This window comes from Novosphingobium endophyticum, from assembly GCF_014640675.1.
Classification (GTDB): domain Bacteria; phylum Pseudomonadota; class Alphaproteobacteria; order Sphingomonadales; family Sphingomonadaceae; genus Novosphingobium; species Novosphingobium endophyticum.
In genome coordinates this window covers 80,360-94,886 of sequence record NZ_BMHK01000007.1, presented here as the reverse complement: position 1 = coordinate 94,886, position 14,527 = coordinate 80,360, and the positions used below count along the sequence as shown (strand labels likewise).

The following is a 14,527-nucleotide window of genomic DNA, read 5'->3' as shown; positions in this document are numbered from 1 at the left end:
CGCGATCGCGTATCCAGAAAGTCTGACCAAAACCGATTATGACCACGCATCGACATTTCGCCAACAAATTGGCGCGCGCTTTCACAAAGTTAATGGGCGGAGAGGCATCGGCCGGCGTTCTGCTGATCGTCGTCGCCGCCCTTGCCCTGTTCGCCGCCAACTCGACTTGGGCGCACGGCTACCACGACCTGTTCCACGACCAGCTGGCGTGGACGCCGGTCGCGAAGCTCGACACGTTCCACTTGTGGATCAACGACGCATTGATGGCGATTTTCTTCTTCGTCGTCGGCCTGGAGATCAAGCGGGAGATCCTCGACGGAGAGCTTTCGAGCCCGGCCAAGCGCCGGCTTCCCGTGCTGGCCGCCGCCGCGGGCATGATCGTACCGGCGCTGATCTATCTGCTGACGGCCGGGACGGGCCAGACGATGCAGCGCGGCTGGGCCATTCCCGCCGCGACCGACATCGCCTTCGCCGTGGGCGTGCTCGGGCTGCTCGGCAACCGCATTCCGCCCTCGCTGCGGCTGTTCCTGCTGACGGTCGCGATCGTCGACGACCTCGGCGCGGTCATCATCATCGCGCTGTTCTACACCGCGCAGATCAAGCTGGCGTGGGGCGTGGGCGCGCTGGTCATCCTGGGCGCCCTGATCTTCGCCAACCGCGGCGGTGTGCGGCACGTATGGATCTATCTGCTGCTCGGCATCGGCCTGTGGTACTGCGTGCTCTACAGCGGCATCCACGCGACGATCGCGGGCGTCGTCTTCGCGTTCACCATTCCGCTCAAGCTGCGCGGCGGCGACAGCATGCTGTTGCGCCTGGAGCACGCGCTGGTGCCGTGGAACAGCTATATCATCGTGCCGCTGTTCGGCTTCGCCAACGCCGGCGTCGCGCTGGCGGGTATCGGCCTCGCGGGCCTGCTCGACCCGGTTCCGCTCGGCATTGCCCTCGGCCTGTTCGTCGGCAAGCAGCTCGGCATCTTCACGGCCATCGTGGCGTCGGACCGCCTCGGCTTCGCGCCGCGCCCCGCCGGGGCGAGTTGGGTCCAGTTGTGGGGCATGTCGGTCCTGTGCGGCATCGGCTTCACGATGAGCCTGTTCATCGGTGCGCTGGCGTTTCCCATGCATCCGGTGCTGATCGAGGAAGCCAAGCTCGGCGTGCTGGTCGGCTCGCTGTTCTCCTCGCTGCTGGGCTATGCAATCCTGCGCCTGGCGGCGCGGCCACCCGCGCCGCCTGTCGAGGGCTGAACCGGAACCGCCCGGCCTACCACTCCCCGACGTTGGGCATGCTGGCCCAGGGCTCGGCGGACTCCAGCGTGCCGTCCTGCAGGAGTTCGACCGATATCCCGTCGGGGGTGCGAACGAAGGCCATGTGCCCGTCTCGCGGCGGGCGATTGATCGTGACGCCGGCGTCCATCAGTCGCTGGCAGGTCGCATAGATGTCATCGACCCGGTAGGCGAGATGGCCGAAATTGCGTCCGCCGCCGTATTCCTCCTGCGAGCCGTCCTCGGCCGGCCAGTTGTAGGTCAGCTCGACCTCGGCGTCCTCCTGCCCGGGGGCGGCGAGGAAAATGAGCGTGAAGCGCCCTTTCTCGTTCGAGAACCGCCGCGTCTCCCTCAGGCCGATCAGTCCGAAGAAGCGGACCGTCGCTTCCGGATCGGTCACGCGAATCATGGTGTGGAGGTACTTCGTCACGGGCATATTCCTTCAACTCGTCGCAATGGAAGAACCGTTCATCGACGATACAGTCATTCCACGGCATCAATAGGCAGCCACCAGGGAGAACCGCAATGCCCGACGATAGCCCAGAAGTCGCCGCCCGCTCCACCGCGTTCCTTGCCCAGCCCCAAACGCGTCGCTGGCTGGCGAGTTCCGCCATTCTCGCGGCGGGCCTGATCGTCGGCGGCTATGCCCTCGGCGATGGCCTGAAGCGAGCCCATCGCGCCGACCGGTCGGTCACCGTGCGCGGCCTTGCGGAGCGCGACGTGACCGCCGACCTTGCTACCTGGACGATCACCTACTCCTCGAGCGCGAGCAACCTGTCGGAAGCGCAAAGCGACGTGGACGATGACACGGCGCAGATACGGCAGTTTTTCCGCGAACTTGGCTTTCCCGCCGATACGCTCCAGCCCACCGGCGTCAACGTGTCACAGTACAAGGACAACGGCGTGCCGACCTTCACTGTGCGTCAGCGGATGACCCTGCGCAGCAGCGACATCAAGCGCGCCCAGGAAGCCGTCCGGCGCCAGTTCGAGCTCGTGCGGCGCGGCGTGATCCTCGAGGAAGGTTCGGGGATGTCCTACACCTTCACCGGGCTCAACGGCATCAAGCCGGAAATGGTCGCCGAGGCCACGAAGGACGCGCGCGCCGCCGCCGAGCAATTCGCCGAGGACAGCGGCGCCGAAGTGGGCGCGATCAAGACAGCGACGCAAGGGTACTTCTCGATCGACGCGCGCGACGGAGATTCCGGCGGTGGCTGGGGCGTGTCCGATACGCCCTACAAGAAGGTCCGCGTCGTCACCACGGTCGACTTCTACCTGAAGTAGTGTCCCGGCATCCCCGAAAACGGAAAAACCCGCCCGGACATATCCGGACGGGCTCCTCCTGCGAAGCGGATTCGCTTCGGTTCGCTGTCGATCAGAACGAAACCGAGAGCGATCCCACAACGGCGCTGTCGGTGAACTTGTAGTCACCGGGCAGATAGTCGCCTTCGGCATCGACGTAGGAGACGCCGAGCGAAAGGTTGTCGTTGACGGCGAACGACGCGCCGACCGACCAGTCGAAGGCCTTGCTGTCGTTGGTGAACGTCAGGAAGCCGTCGGTGTAGCCGAGGTGCGCCGAAAGGCTGATCGGCGTGTTCGGAATGCCCACACCCAGATCGGTGTAGAGATAGAGGTTGTCGCTGTCGCCCAGCGAGTCCTGATCGGGAGCATAGGCGACGCCGGCAGTCACGCTGGCCGGGCCGAAGCTGCCGCTGAGCGAGCCGTAGACCTCGACATAGTCGAAATCACCCGCCGGAGCGTTCGGGTAAGCATAGTAGATCACGCCCACATCGGCCGTCAGGCCGGGGGTGACTTCACCCGACCAACCGCCGTAGAGGTCGAGCTCGGTGTGACCGAAACCGACGGTGTCCTCATCGAGCGACGAGCCCCAGGCGCCGACATAGAAGCCGCTGGCGTGGCCGACGTCGACGCCGCCCTGCACGGCAATGTCGCCGCCCGACAGATCAACGCCGCGGAAGCGGTATTCGGTGACGAGCGAAGCGTTGCCCGAGATGGTGATGTCCGACGGGACACCGGCATCATCCGCGAATGCCGGAGTGGCTGCGAATGCGGTACCTGCGAGAAGGGTTGCGGCGGCAAGGCCGCGGACGGACGTAAGCATAATGTTCCCTCACTAAATTCTTCTGTTGCCTCGTCCCACCTGCGTCGCTGCCTCGGCCCTCTTCCGGGGCCGGTCACAACAGGCGCGCATTGCTGCACCGCAACACGCGCTGGGACAAGAAAAATTTCAATCCTGCAACAATCCAGACAACAAGTGTGGACTTTTTGCCACGCATGCGAGGTGCCCTCCGTCCTTGCCGCTCCCCCGCCGGCACTCTATTTACCATTCATGCTGACCAGGATCAGAAACCTGCTTGGAAAGCCGCAACAGACGATCTGTCCCTCCCTGAATCCGGGAGAGCGGGTCTATGCGATCGGTGACATCCATGGCCGGATCGACCTCTTCGACTCGCTGATCGAGGCAATCGAGGAGGACGATGCGTCGCGGCCCGAGTCGCGCACCACCATGATCCTGCTCGGCGACCTGATCGACCGAGGAGCGGACAGCGCGGCGGTTGTCGCCCGGGCGAAGGAATGGTCGAGGCAGCGGCCTCTCGAATTCATCAAGGGCAATCATGAGGAAATGCTGATCGCCAGCATGACCGATGTCGAAGTCCTGCGCGGCTTCCTGCGATACGGCGGGCGCGAGACGATCCTGTCATACGGTGTCGAGCCGCGCGCCCTGATCGAATCCGACTTTGACGAACTTCAGCGGATGATGGTCGAAGCGATCCCACGGGACGACGTCGAATTTCTCGACGGCTTCCGGCAATACATACGCAACGGCGACTATCTGTTCGTCCATGCCGGCATACGCCCGCAGGTCCCTATCGAAGACCAACGCGGGACGGACTGCCGCTGGATCCGCGAACCGTTCCTCAGCCACGACGGCGATTTCGGAGCCTTCGTGATCCACGGGCATACGATAGCCGAGGAGCCGCAGATCCGTCGAAACCGGATCGGCATAGACACGGGCGCCTACCTCTATGGGACACTGACGGCGATCGGCATCGAGGATACCAACCGGTGGTTCATTCAGGCGCGCAAGGACAAGGCAGGAGCCATCGCGACATTCGCGGCCGCGGCCTGACGCGACGCACCCGCCTCCTCGCCTGAATCGTCTGCCGTCAGCCGGAAGGCTTGTCGCCCTTGACCGTGAACCAGTCGCGAAGGTTCATCGGGAAGGGAAAGACGATGGTGGAGCCGTTGCGTTCATTCGCGAACAGGTTGAGCGTGGAAAGATAACGCAACTGCATCGCTTCGGGCACTTCGCACAGCACCTGCGCTGCTTCGAGCAGTTTGGCGGCGGCCTGGAATTCGCCTTCCGCGTTGATGACCTTGGCCCGCCGTTCGCGCTCGGCCTCGGCCTGGCGGGCGATCGCCCGAACCATGTTCTCGTTGAGGTCGACATGCTTGATTTCGACGTTCGCCACCTTGATGCCCCAGGCGTCGGTCTGTTTGTCGAGGATCTCCTGGATATCGGCGTTCAGCTTGTCACGCTCGGCCAGCATCTCGTCGAGATCGTGCTTGCCCAGCACCGAACGCAGCGTGGTCTGCGCCAGTTGGCTCGTCGCCTCGATGAAATGCTCGACCTGGATGATCGCGCTTCTGGGGTCGATCACCCGGAAATAGACCACCGCGTTCACTTTCACCGAAACGTTATCGCGCGAGATGACGTCCTGAGTCGGCACGTCGAGCACCACCGTGCGCAGATCTGTTCGCACCATCTGCTGGATGAAAGGCACCAGGATGATGAGGCCGGGTCCCCGCACCGACGTGAAGCGGCCGAGGGTAAAAATAACGCCGCGTTCGTATTCCTTCAGGATCTTGATCGCCGCCCAGAGGAAGGAGAGGATCAGGAAGATCAGCGGAATGAAGAAACCGAACTGATTGAATACGTCCATCATTTTTCTCCCGGGCGTCGGTCTGGATCGTCGTCGGCGGCCGATACCGTCAGTTTCAGGCCATTCAGGGCGTCGACGACGACAGCCGCCCCTTCATCAAGCAGCGCGGGGCCGGCCGCGTTCCAGCGTTCGCTCCGCACGAAGACGTGGCCTTGCCCGTCCTTCCAGTCCAGCACCGTACCCGTGCAGCCGACGATCTCCTCCCGCCCCGTCACCACGCGCTGGCGTAGCGAACGAAGGCCGAGGCGGCCGGCGAGGACGAGGAACGCCAGGCTGAACAGCCCCAGCGCCGCGATCACCGACCAGTCGACCCGGAATTCGGGCACGTCGGTGTCGAACAGGATTGTCGCACCCAGCAGGAACGCGACCAGCCCGCCTATGCCTAGGGCGCCGAAGGAAGGCACGAATGCCTCCCCGACCATCAGCGCGACGCCGAGCAGGACCAGCGCCAGCCCGGCCATGTCCACGGGCAGCGCCGCCAGTGCATAGAGCGCAAGGAGCAGCGAGATGGCGCCGACCGTCCCCGGCACCAACGCCCCGGGGTTCATGAATTCGAAGATCAGGCCATAGATGCCGATCATCATCAGGATCAGCGCCACGTTGGGATCGGTAATCGCTGCCAGCAGGCGGTTGGTCCAGCTCGGTTCGAGGCGCGTCAGGGCGATGCCGGTGGTATCGATCCGGTAGTTGGCGCCGTTAATGGTCACTTCCTTGCCGTTCAGTTGCCGGAGCAGCGAAGTCATATCGGCCGCGACGATGTCTATCACGTCTTGCTTCAGCGCGGCGTCGGCCGGAAGACTGGCCCCCTCGCGCACGGCCTCTTCCGCCCATTCGGCATTGCGCCCGCGCATTTCGGCCAGCGAACGGATAAAGGCGACGGCGTCATTGACGGCTTTCTTCTCGGCGGCCGATCCTTGCGCCTTGGTCTCGTCCTCCTTCTCCTTGCCCTTGTCCTCTCCGGGCCCGGCAGGCATCGTGCCGATCTGGATCGGCGTGGCCGCGCCCAGGTTGGTGCCCGGCGTCATTGCCGCGACGTGGCTGGCATAGAGGATGTAGGTGCCCGCGCTGGCTGCCCGCGCGCCGCTGGGATGGACATAGGTGACGACCGGCACCGGAGAGGCCAGCAGGTCCTTGATGATCTCGCGCATCGACGTGCTCAGCCCGCCCGGCGTGTCGATCTCCAGGATGATCAGATGCGCCCCTTCGTCGCGCGCGCGGTTCATGCCGTGGTCGATATAGGACGCGGAAGCCGGGCCGATCGCACCGTCAATCTGCAGCAGATAGGCCGTCTTGGGAGCCTGTTTCACTTCGCCTTGCGCCGAGGCCTGTGACAGCGGAACGAGCGCCAGCAGCAGGCATAGCGCCAATCGCCAGCAAAGCGCGATTCCTCTGGTCACCTCATCCGACATGACTCTTTCCCCCCTTGCGAGAATCGGGAAGTCGAAGGCAGTAAACACCTTCTACCATCACCCCGGCCCCTATTGCGAATCGGTCCGCGCCGACCCACGGACGTCAACGGCATATGAGATCAACGCACCGCTTGGTGCGTCGTTCCGATCGCCCGCCACGTTTGCATGATACCAGCGCGCGCGGCCGCCCTTGCGATCAACCGCCGGCGGACGCTCTCAGCCGCAGTTCCTGATAGACGGCTTCCGCCCGCCTCAGTCTCGCCGGATCGAAAGCATCGGCCTGCTTGCGGGCCAGGGAAAAATCCGGTCTGGCTGTCCGTGGCAGGTCCAGCCGCCAGGTCAGCCGGTTCCAGACGTCAGCGTTGGTGCAAAGCTCTTCGTAACAGACGAAGACGTTCCGCTCATGGACGTCACCGGCCAACGCCTCGTGCGTGCGCGTCCACATTTCCAGCCAGTAGTCCGGCGATTGCGGCGCAAGATCGCCCGGCGGGCCGCCGCCAAACAGGAAAGGGCGATGCCCTTGCCCGAACTCGTGGTGAGCCAGCCAGTCCATGTAGGAACGCACGAACGGGGTTTCACCCTGCATCCGGCAGAACAGCGCATGCTGCCTGTGCAGCGAAGAGGCCTGGTCTGCGGGATGCCGGAAGGGAATAACGAACAGCGCCTCGGGGAGCGCGTCCCGCAGTGCCGGCAGGCGCAGGATGTTGTTGTTGTTCTTCGAAAGATAGCGCTGCTGCCCAGGATCGCCACTGGCAAGGATCGCCGCGATGTAAGACCGGAACCGGGCCAGCACCGCCTCGTCGGGCTGGTAGGGCGCAAGGCCCTCCGGGCGGATGTAGTCGGGACCGGTGAAAATGCGCCAGAAAACCTCGTCGAAAGCCTCGGGACTGTCGGCGCTCACCATGATCCTGTCGCCATGGGCGCGCAGACGCTCCTCGCGCCGCTGCTGCCAGCGCGAGGAAAACCGCTTCCAAAGCTGCGGCGCGAGCACGAAAGGCATGTCGCGATAGGTGAGCGAGCGAAACGGGCCGCTGCGGTGAAGGTGGCGCAGCAGCACCGTCGTGCCCGCCCGCGCGAGCCCGGTGACGAAGACATGATGCAGGTCGCCGACCGCCTTTTCGGTCGCGCCGTTCCCGCGCTGATCGAGATCGAAGCTCAGTTCGGCGACTGCGGGAAGGCCCAAGGCCAGCCGGTGCAGCAGTCTGTCGGCCGCGGTGTAATCATGCTCGAGCAAGGCGCCGCCTCAGCACGTAGTAGACGGTCGCGACCACGAAGCTCGCCGCCAGCCCGGGGGCACTGGCAAGGAATCGCCCCGCCTCGGGCGAAACCGCGTCCGCGAGGACAAGCACGATGCCGATCGCCACTGCCAGCGCCGCGAAGAAGAGCGCGAGTGTCAGCGTATGGCGCGCCATGCACCAGGCATAGGCGGGCATGACCGTTTCCTTCCAGTGGTCGGAAATCCGGCGGGAGGAGAAGACCCACCCGGCCCGGGAGCCGCACTTCATCATCCCCGCCACTGTCCGTTCAAAAGGCAGGCGTGAGAACAGTTCGGCGGCCAGGCAACTCGCGCCGATCACCCAGAGCCAGGTCAGGGCGTCCATGGCGCGGTCATTCGGCCTTGTTCCCGGCCGCCGGGTCCTTTCGCCTGACCCGCCGCGCGAGACGCTTGAAGGGGTACCAGACGAACGAGACCAGCGCGAGAAGCACGGTGGCGACCAGACCGATGAACACGCCGACCGCGCCCAGGCTGGAGCCCGGACCGACGTAGGCATAAGCGGGCGTTGCCGACATGGCGGCAACCAGAACGAGCAGGATGGCTATCTTGGGCATGACTTGACCTTTTCGAATAGGGGGTCGTCGGGAGCAAAATGGATCGCCTCCGAAAAAACGAAGTTCTTTCCGGGATTCTCGGGATCGTGAATCAGGATTTCGGAAGAGACCTTTCCATCCCGACCCAACTCGAAAACCCGCCCCTGTTCGGCGCTTGAGACCAGCATCGCGCCGCTGCCAAGCAATTGCTGCTTGCCGCGAATCCGCGAATAGAAGTTCATGGAACTTCCGTTCAGGATCGTCCGGTACTGATCCGTTCGAGGGTCGTAATTCACCACGCGGCTGAATTTGCGACCCATCTGATTGTCGAAAACACTGATCGTGCCATCCGGTTCCCAATCCGGATCGTGCTGCCTCAATGTGTGGCTGTTGGTCAGCCACTTGATCTTGCGCGTGTGCGGATCGACGACCGCGACCAGGTTCAGCGAGCGCAGGCTTATCAGCAGATCGCCCGCACGGAAGCCGGGAAACCGCGCCGCCAATTCGGGCGGCAGCGGCTCGGCGTCGTTAGCATGGTAGGCGTCCGGATGGTACGCGCCGGCATCGCCGCGCGTGTTCAATCCCAGGGCATTGTCGTCGATGCGGCGCATCTCCAGCACGGTCAGATCGGGATTTGCCCGCCGCAGGTCCTCGATGGAGATGTCCTGGGCAATCCTGCCGGTGCGAAGGTCGATCTTCTGGAGATGATCCTCCGCGCCCACGCCCCAGGCGAAGCGGTCGCCATCGACGGGATATATCGCGTGGTTCAACCGCGCTTCGGACGTCCAGATACGCTTGCCACAAGCGCCGACACGCACGGTCCGATAGTGATCGTCGAAGCCGGCCAGGATCGAGCCATCGCGCAGAACCGCAAATCCGTGGGGAAAATAGGCCGCGCCGACAGTCTCGCCACTCTCGCTGAGAACATCGTGGTCGACCAGCCAGACATGCTCGATTGCGAACCGGGGTGACAGGGCAAGAGCCGCGTACTGGGGTTCGCCGTCGATCCGGAAAATGCCGTAGAGAACCCGCCAGCCCGGTTCGGGCGCGCTCGCCGAAGGCCCTTTCCGCATCACGAGGCCCTCGATGCGGTACGGCGTGTGATTGTCGACGGGCTGATAGCGGGCGCGGTCGCCGAACTCGTCCGGCACGCGGGAGGGACCGAAAGGATCGGTCCTCAGGTCGTTCCATGTGTCGTGGACAAATCTCGGAACGTAAGTCAGCCATGTGATCACCCTGCTGAACGGGTTATCCGGATCAACTGGCGTACGCTGGACCGCGAATGTAAATATAGACAGTCCCAACAGGGCAAGCAAAGCTGCTCGCCCATAGATAAATACTTGGCGAAGCGATATTGCCATTCCCGAAAGACTTTATTCCGCGACATCCGAATGCCAGATTCTATTGGCATCGCCCGGGTGCATGTCCAGTCTTCGAGGGATAGAACGGACGCTGGCCGAGGCGAAGCGGCATCGGCGCATCGTTTTGGCATCCCCAGCCGTTGCCTCGATCGTTCGCCGCCCGCAGTTCTCCGGAGAGAAAATCGCCTCCGTCATCGCCGGATGACGGGGCGATAGCGCCCTAAAGCTGGCGCGACAGCATCCCCTCGACGTCGTCGAGCGCCTGCGCCAGTGGAACGGAAAGAACCCCGCCCTCAGCCGCGCGCCATTCGGCGATGTCCTCGTCGATGGCGATCCCGGCGAAGTCCCGGCCGGTCACGACCCGCCTGGTCACGCTGGCATCCAGCGCGTCCTCCGACACCGGCAGATGCGGCAGCAGGTTTGCTTCGGGCACCCCTGCGAAGCGTACGCCGGTCACGCTGATGTGATAGACGGGCCGCCCATCCTCGATCTCGACCTTCTGGATCTTGACGAGCGAATCGCTGTCCTGCTCCCGCGCCGAGTATTGCCACACCTGTCCTGCGGCATAGTGCGCCTCCCGCGCCTGCGCGGCGGCCGGGGAAACCGTCAGGATCAGGGGCGAGAGCGCGAGAAGATGTTTAATCATTTCGCAACCATGGTCCGCGCCGAAAGCGCGGTCAATCCGGCAGGCCAACGTCCTCGCGCCTCGTCCCGGCCGTGAACAGCCCGGCCGGGGAAGATTAACGCGCGCGCCCAGCCCGCGCTCGGCCGCCGGCGCAAACGAAAAGGGGCCGTGTCGCCACGGCCCCTCGATTCTTCGCCGGGTCTGGAAACCCGTTCGTGCTCAGTCTTCCTTGAGGAAGGCCGGCATGTGGTCCGGATCGCCGCCCTCGCCGCGCTCACGACGCGGACCGCGGTCACGGTCGCCGCCACGGCCACCGCCGCCGCCGCCGCCACGACGCGGGCCACGGCGGTCACCGCCACGGCCACCCTCGCGGCCACCCTCGCGGTCGCCGCGCGGTTCGCGCGGCGGGCGGGTGTCTTCCAGCTCTTCGCCGGTTTCCTGGTCGACCACGCGCATCGACAGGCGGACCTTGCCGCGATTGTCGATCTCGAGGACCTTGACCTTCACTTCCTGACCTTCGGAGACGACATCGGTCGGCTTCTCGACGCGCTCGTTCTTCATTTCGGAGACGTGGACGAGACCGTCCTTGCCGCCCATGAAGTTCACGAAAGCACCGAAATCGACGATGTTGACGACCTTGCCGGCGTAGATCTTGCCGACCTCGGCTTCCTCGACGATGCCGAGGATCCACTTCTTGGCGGCCTCGATCTGGTCGAGGTCCGAAGACGAGATCTTGATCACGCCTTCATCGTCGATGTCGACCTTGGCGCCGGTCTCGGCCACGATCTCGCGGATGACCTTACCGCCGGTGCCGATGACGTCGCGGATCTTCGACTTGTCGATCTGGATCGTCTCGATGCGCGGGGCATGGGCCGAAAGCTCGGTACGAGCCGAGCCGAGGGCCTTGGTCATTTCACCCAGGATGTGCGCGCGGCCGGCCTTCGCCTGCTCCAGCGCCTTGCCCATGATCTCCTTGGTGATCCCGGCGATCTTGATGTCCATCTGCATCGTGGTGATGCCGTTCTCGGTGCCGGCCACCTTGAAGTCCATGTCGCCGAGGTGATCCTCGTCGCCCAGGATGTCCGAAAGCACGGCGAACTCGTCACCTTCCAGGATCAGGCCCATGGCGATGCCCGAGACCGGACGCTCGATCGGAACGCCCGCGTCCATCATCGAGAGGCAGCCGCCGCAGATGGTGGCCATCGACGACGAGCCGTTGGACTCGGTGACGTCCGACAGGATGCGGATGGTGTAGGGGAAGTCCTCCTTCTTCGGCAGGACCGGGTGCAGCGCGCGCCACGCCAGCTTGCCGTGGCCGACTTCGCGGCGGCCCGGCGCGCCGAAGCGGCCTACTTCACCGACCGAATAGGGCGGGAAGTTGTAGTGCAGCATGAATGCCGAGTAGGACAGGCCTTCCAGCCCGTCGATCATCTGCTCGCTGTCCTTGGTGCCCAGGGTCGTGGTGCAGATGGTCTGCGTCTCGCCGCGGGTGAACAGCGCCGAACCGTGGGTCCGGGGCAGGAAGCCGACGATCGATTCGATCGGGCGCACCTGATCGAGCTTGCGACCGTCGATGCGCTGGCCGTCCTTGAGGATGGCGCCGCGCACGATTTCCGCCTCGACCTTCTTCATCGTCTTGATGGCGACCATCTGGGTCTGCGGCTCGGCGTCGGCGAAAGCGGCCTTGGCCTTGGCGCGCGCTTCGTTGAGCGCGTTCGCGCGGGCCGACTTGTCGGTCAGCTTGTAAGCGGCGGCAACGTCGGCGCCGACCACGTCCTTGAGCTTCGCCTTGATGTCGGCGGCGTTGTCCGACAGGTCGATCTGCCACGGCTCCTTGGCGGCTTTCTCGGCAAGGTCGACAATGAGGTTGACGACCTTCTTGCACTCGTCATGCGCGAACATGACGGCGCCGAGCATCTCTTCCTCGGTCAGTTCCCTGGCTTCCGATTCCACCATCATCACGGCATCGCCGGTGGCGGCAACGATCAGGTCGAGGCGGCCATCGGCCAGCGCCGCGTCCTGCTTCGGGTTGAGCGTGTATTCGCCGTCGACGAAGCCGACGCGGCAGGCGCCGATCGGGCCCATGAAGGGCACACCCGAGATGGTGAGCGCGGCCGAGGCGGCAATCATCGCCACGACATCGGGTTCGGTCTCGCCGTCATAGGAGAGAACCTGCGCGATGCAGTTGATCTCGTTGTAGAAGCCCTCGGGGAACAACGGGCGCACCGGACGGTCGATCAGGCGGCTGGTCAGCGTTTCCTTTTCGGTCGCGCCACGCTCACGCTTAAAGAAGCCGCCGGGAATACGGCCGGCGGACGAGAATTTTTCCTGGTAGTGGACGGTCAGCGGGAAGAAGTCCTGGCCTTCCTTCACCGACTTGGCGGCCGTGACCGCGCAAAGCACTACGGTTTCGCCATAAGTGGCAAGGACCGCGCCGTCAGCCTGACGGGCAATGCGGCCGGTTTCCAGCGTGAGGGTCTTTCCGCCCCACTCCATGGATACGGTTTTTACGTCGAACATAGAGATATTCCTCAGCCCGCCGGCCCTATTGCCTGGCGGGGTTTACTGCCGGGGATTCCGTCCCGGTCCGGTGTGGGGCCTGTCATGACCCCGAGGCCCCTCGCCGGATTGCGAGGATACCCAATCTTCCCGTCATCCCGGCGAACGCCGGGACCGGTGCCGGTCTTTAGCCGGAGCCTCGCCGAAATGGCGGGGTGGATCGGCCAGCGGTCCCGGATCAAGTCCGGGATGACGAATGGCAAACGACCCGCCGAAGCGGGCCGAAGCATTGCGTTATTTGCGCAGACCCAGCTTCTGGATCAGCGCGTTGTACCGCGCGACATCCTTCTTCTTGAGGTAGTCGAGCAGCGAGCGGCGCTTGTTGACCATGGCCAGCAGACCGCGGCGCGAATGGTTGTCCTTGTGGTGCGACTTGAAGTGTCCGGTCAGGTTGTTGATACGCTCGGTGAGGATCGCGACCTGAACTTCCGGGCTGCCCGTATCGCCAGAGGCGCGAGCGTTGTCCGAAATGATTTCCTGCTTCTTCTCGGCGGTAACCGACATTCATTCTACTCCGCGACATCCGTAAGGTTGAAACCCCGAACGACCCGCGCGTCTCCGCCCGAAAGCTCCACCAGCGCGACCGGAACCATTCCTTCACGCGCCCAATGCAGCCCGTCTTCGTGGGGCAGCCCGGTGAGAACGCGGCCCTGTCGGACCGCCCTTGCCTGCTCCGAGCTAAGGTCGATGGCCGGGATGTCGTCCAGCCCCGCCTCCAGCGGCAAGAGTACCTGTTCAAGAGGCGCCCCCTGACCGATCTCGTTCAATTTGTCCAGCGAAATCGCATGGGACCAGTCGAACGGCCCGGCCTGCACGCGGCGCAGCATGGTGACCGTACCGCAGCTGCCCAGCGCATGCGCGATGTCGCGCGCGAGGGAGCGGATATAGGTGCCCTTGGAGACGTGCGCGCAAAGTTCGAGGCTTTCGATTGGCTCGACTTCTCCGTTCGTGTCGAGCGAAGTCGAGACACCTTGCGCGCATGTGTCTCGACTTCGCTCGACACGAACGGACCTCAGCTCAAAGATTTCCACGCTCCGCGCCTTCAACGCCACGTCCTGCCCGGCGCGCGCCAGGTCATAAGCCCGCTCGCCGCCCACCTTGAGCGCCGAATAGGCCGGCGGTACCTGTTCGATCGGCCCGGTGAAGCGCGGCAGCACCGCTTCGACCTGCTCCATGGTCGGCCGCACATCGCTGCTGGCGATCACGGCGCCTTCGAGGTCGAGCGTATCGGTCTCCTCGCCGAAGCGCACGGTGAACTCATAGGTCTTGCTGGCATCGAGCATGCGTCCGGTCAGCTTGGTCGCTTCGCCCAGCGCCACCGGCAGGACGCCCGTGGCCAGCGGGTCGAGCGTACCGCCGTGGCCGACCTTCACCTTCTTGCCATAGCCTGCCTCGCGCAAGTTGCGCTTCACTGCCGCGACGGCCTGGGTCGAGCCCAGACCGACCGGCTTGTCGAGAATGATCCAGCCGTGCGGCATCACGAGGCAATGGCGGAAAGCGTCATCGCGCCTCCCAAGGCGCCCGGCGCCGGTTTGTCAACGGC

The 14,527-nt window shown here is 64.3% G+C and carries 15 protein-coding genes; 3 read left to right on the top strand and 12 right to left on the bottom strand.

Annotation, left to right across the window (positions count from 1 at the left end; all coding sequences use genetic code 11):
• The first annotated feature begins 38 nt into the window (after positions 1 to 38).
• The gene (gene nhaA / locus IEX32_RS07235; protein WP_188769959.1) at positions 39 to 1,241 is read left to right on the top strand and encodes a Na+/H+ antiporter NhaA; all 1,203 of its coding nucleotides are present in this window, start codon (positions 39 to 41) and stop codon (positions 1,239 to 1,241) included.
• A 16-nt stretch (positions 1,242 to 1,257) separates the two neighbouring features.
• Here the strand turns inward: nhaA and IEX32_RS07230 are convergent, their stop codons facing one another.
• A complete protein-coding gene (locus IEX32_RS07230) occupies positions 1,258 to 1,689 on the bottom strand; it encodes a VOC family protein (protein WP_188769957.1) in 432 nt (143 codons plus the stop codon).
• Positions 1,690 to 1,784: 95 nt separating this feature from the next.
• Between IEX32_RS07230 and IEX32_RS07225 the strand changes: the two genes are divergently transcribed.
• Positions 1,785 to 2,540 (top strand): SIMPL domain-containing protein, encoded by a 756-nt coding sequence (locus tag IEX32_RS07225; RefSeq protein ID WP_188769956.1) that lies wholly within the window; start codon positions 1,785 to 1,787, stop codon positions 2,538 to 2,540.
• Between the two features lie 91 nt (positions 2,541 to 2,631).
• Here IEX32_RS07225 and IEX32_RS07220 read toward each other — a convergent pair whose 3' ends face one another.
• Positions 2,632 to 3,378 (bottom strand): TorF family putative porin, encoded by a 747-nt coding sequence (locus IEX32_RS07220; RefSeq protein ID WP_188769954.1) that lies wholly within the window; start codon positions 3,376 to 3,378, stop codon positions 2,632 to 2,634.
• Positions 3,379 to 3,606: 228 nt separating this feature from the next.
• On the opposite strand from IEX32_RS07220, the gene IEX32_RS07215 reads away from it, so the two are divergent.
• Positions 3,607 to 4,407: a metallophosphoesterase family protein gene (locus IEX32_RS07215; RefSeq protein WP_188769952.1), complete on the top strand. Its 801-nt coding sequence runs from the start codon at positions 3,607 to 3,609 to the stop codon at positions 4,405 to 4,407.
• A gap of 37 nt (positions 4,408 to 4,444) precedes the next feature.
• Here IEX32_RS07215 and IEX32_RS07210 read toward each other — a convergent pair whose 3' ends face one another.
• The 10 genes from IEX32_RS07210 to truB form a co-directional block, all read right to left on the bottom strand.
• The gene (locus tag IEX32_RS07210; RefSeq protein WP_188769950.1) at positions 4,445 to 5,221 is read right to left on the bottom strand and encodes a slipin family protein; all 777 of its coding nucleotides are present in this window, start codon (positions 5,219 to 5,221) and stop codon (positions 4,445 to 4,447) included.
• The gene (locus tag IEX32_RS07205; RefSeq protein ID WP_188769948.1) at positions 5,221 to 6,630 is read right to left on the bottom strand and encodes an NfeD family protein; all 1,410 of its coding nucleotides are present in this window, start codon (positions 6,628 to 6,630) and stop codon (positions 5,221 to 5,223) included. The genes IEX32_RS07210 and IEX32_RS07205 overlap by 1 nt, the downstream gene beginning before the upstream one ends.
• 196 nt (positions 6,631 to 6,826) lie before the next feature.
• Entirely contained in the window at positions 6,827 to 7,864 is a 1,038-nt protein-coding gene (locus IEX32_RS07200; RefSeq protein ID WP_188769946.1) for a sulfotransferase, read from the bottom strand.
• Positions 7,851 to 8,231 (bottom strand): hypothetical protein, encoded by a 381-nt coding sequence (locus IEX32_RS07195; protein ID WP_188769944.1) that lies wholly within the window; start codon positions 8,229 to 8,231, stop codon positions 7,851 to 7,853. Before IEX32_RS07195 ends, IEX32_RS07200 begins: the two co-directional genes overlap by 14 nt.
• 7 nt (positions 8,232 to 8,238) lie before the next feature.
• Complete coding sequence (locus IEX32_RS07190) at positions 8,239 to 8,460, bottom strand: hypothetical protein (RefSeq protein ID WP_188769943.1); 222 nt, start codon at positions 8,458 to 8,460, stop codon at positions 8,239 to 8,241.
• On the bottom strand, positions 8,448 to 9,674 hold the full coding sequence (locus tag IEX32_RS07185) for an arylsulfotransferase family protein (RefSeq protein ID WP_188769941.1): 1,227 nt from the start codon (positions 9,672 to 9,674) through the stop codon (positions 8,448 to 8,450). Before IEX32_RS07185 ends, IEX32_RS07190 begins: the two co-directional genes overlap by 13 nt.
• A gap of 346 nt (positions 9,675 to 10,020) precedes the next feature.
• Positions 10,021 to 10,446, bottom strand: a complete 426-nt coding sequence (locus tag IEX32_RS07180; protein ID WP_188769939.1) for a hypothetical protein — start codon at positions 10,444 to 10,446, stop codon at positions 10,021 to 10,023.
• A gap of 198 nt (positions 10,447 to 10,644) precedes the next feature.
• Positions 10,645 to 12,945: a polyribonucleotide nucleotidyltransferase gene (gene pnp, locus IEX32_RS07175; protein ID WP_188769937.1), complete on the bottom strand. Its 2,301-nt coding sequence runs from the start codon at positions 12,943 to 12,945 to the stop codon at positions 10,645 to 10,647.
• A 273-nt stretch (positions 12,946 to 13,218) separates the two neighbouring features.
• Positions 13,219 to 13,488: a 30S ribosomal protein S15 gene (rpsO, locus tag IEX32_RS07170; protein ID WP_188769936.1), complete on the bottom strand. Its 270-nt coding sequence runs from the start codon at positions 13,486 to 13,488 to the stop codon at positions 13,219 to 13,221.
• A 5-nt stretch (positions 13,489 to 13,493) separates the two neighbouring features.
• Positions 13,494 to 14,462 carry a tRNA pseudouridine(55) synthase TruB gene (gene truB, locus IEX32_RS07165; RefSeq protein ID WP_188769934.1) on the bottom strand — a complete coding sequence of 323 codons (969 nt, stop codon included), beginning with the start codon at positions 14,460 to 14,462 and terminating at the stop codon, positions 13,494 to 13,496.
• Positions 14,463 to 14,527 lie beyond the last annotated feature (65 nt).

Bases quoted from the DNA above. Each gene is read 5' to 3' on its own strand.
- IEX32_RS07225 (WP_188769956.1), top strand. From the start codon at position 1,785: ATGCCCGACGATAGCCCAGAAGTCGCCGCCCGCTCCACCGCGTTCCTT.
- rpsO (WP_188769936.1), bottom strand. From the start codon at position 13,488: ATGTCGGTTACCGCCGAGAAGAAGCAGGAAATCATTTCGGACAACGCT.
- IEX32_RS07205 (WP_188769948.1), bottom strand. From the start codon at position 6,630: ATGTCGGATGAGGTGACCAGAGGAATCGCGCTTTGCTGGCGATTGGCG.
- IEX32_RS07190 (WP_188769943.1), bottom strand. From the start codon at position 8,460: ATGCCCAAGATAGCCATCCTGCTCGTTCTGGTTGCCGCCATGTCGGCA.
- IEX32_RS07210 (WP_188769950.1), bottom strand. From the start codon at position 5,221: ATGGACGTATTCAATCAGTTCGGTTTCTTCATTCCGCTGATCTTCCTG.
- truB (WP_188769934.1), bottom strand. From the start codon at position 14,462: ATGCCGCACGGCTGGATCATTCTCGACAAGCCGGTCGGTCTGGGCTCG.
- IEX32_RS07180 (WP_188769939.1), bottom strand. From the start codon at position 10,446: ATGATTAAACATCTTCTCGCGCTCTCGCCCCTGATCCTGACGGTTTCC.
- IEX32_RS07215 (WP_188769952.1), top strand. From the start codon at position 3,607: ATGCTGACCAGGATCAGAAACCTGCTTGGAAAGCCGCAACAGACGATC.
- pnp (WP_188769937.1), bottom strand. From the start codon at position 12,945: ATGTTCGACGTAAAAACCGTATCCATGGAGTGGGGCGGAAAGACCCTC.
- IEX32_RS07220 (WP_188769954.1), bottom strand. From the start codon at position 3,378: ATGCTTACGTCCGTCCGCGGCCTTGCCGCCGCAACCCTTCTCGCAGGT.
- IEX32_RS07195 (WP_188769944.1), bottom strand. From the start codon at position 8,231: ATGGACGCCCTGACCTGGCTCTGGGTGATCGGCGCGAGTTGCCTGGCC.
- nhaA (WP_188769959.1), top strand. From the start codon at position 39: ATGACCACGCATCGACATTTCGCCAACAAATTGGCGCGCGCTTTCACA.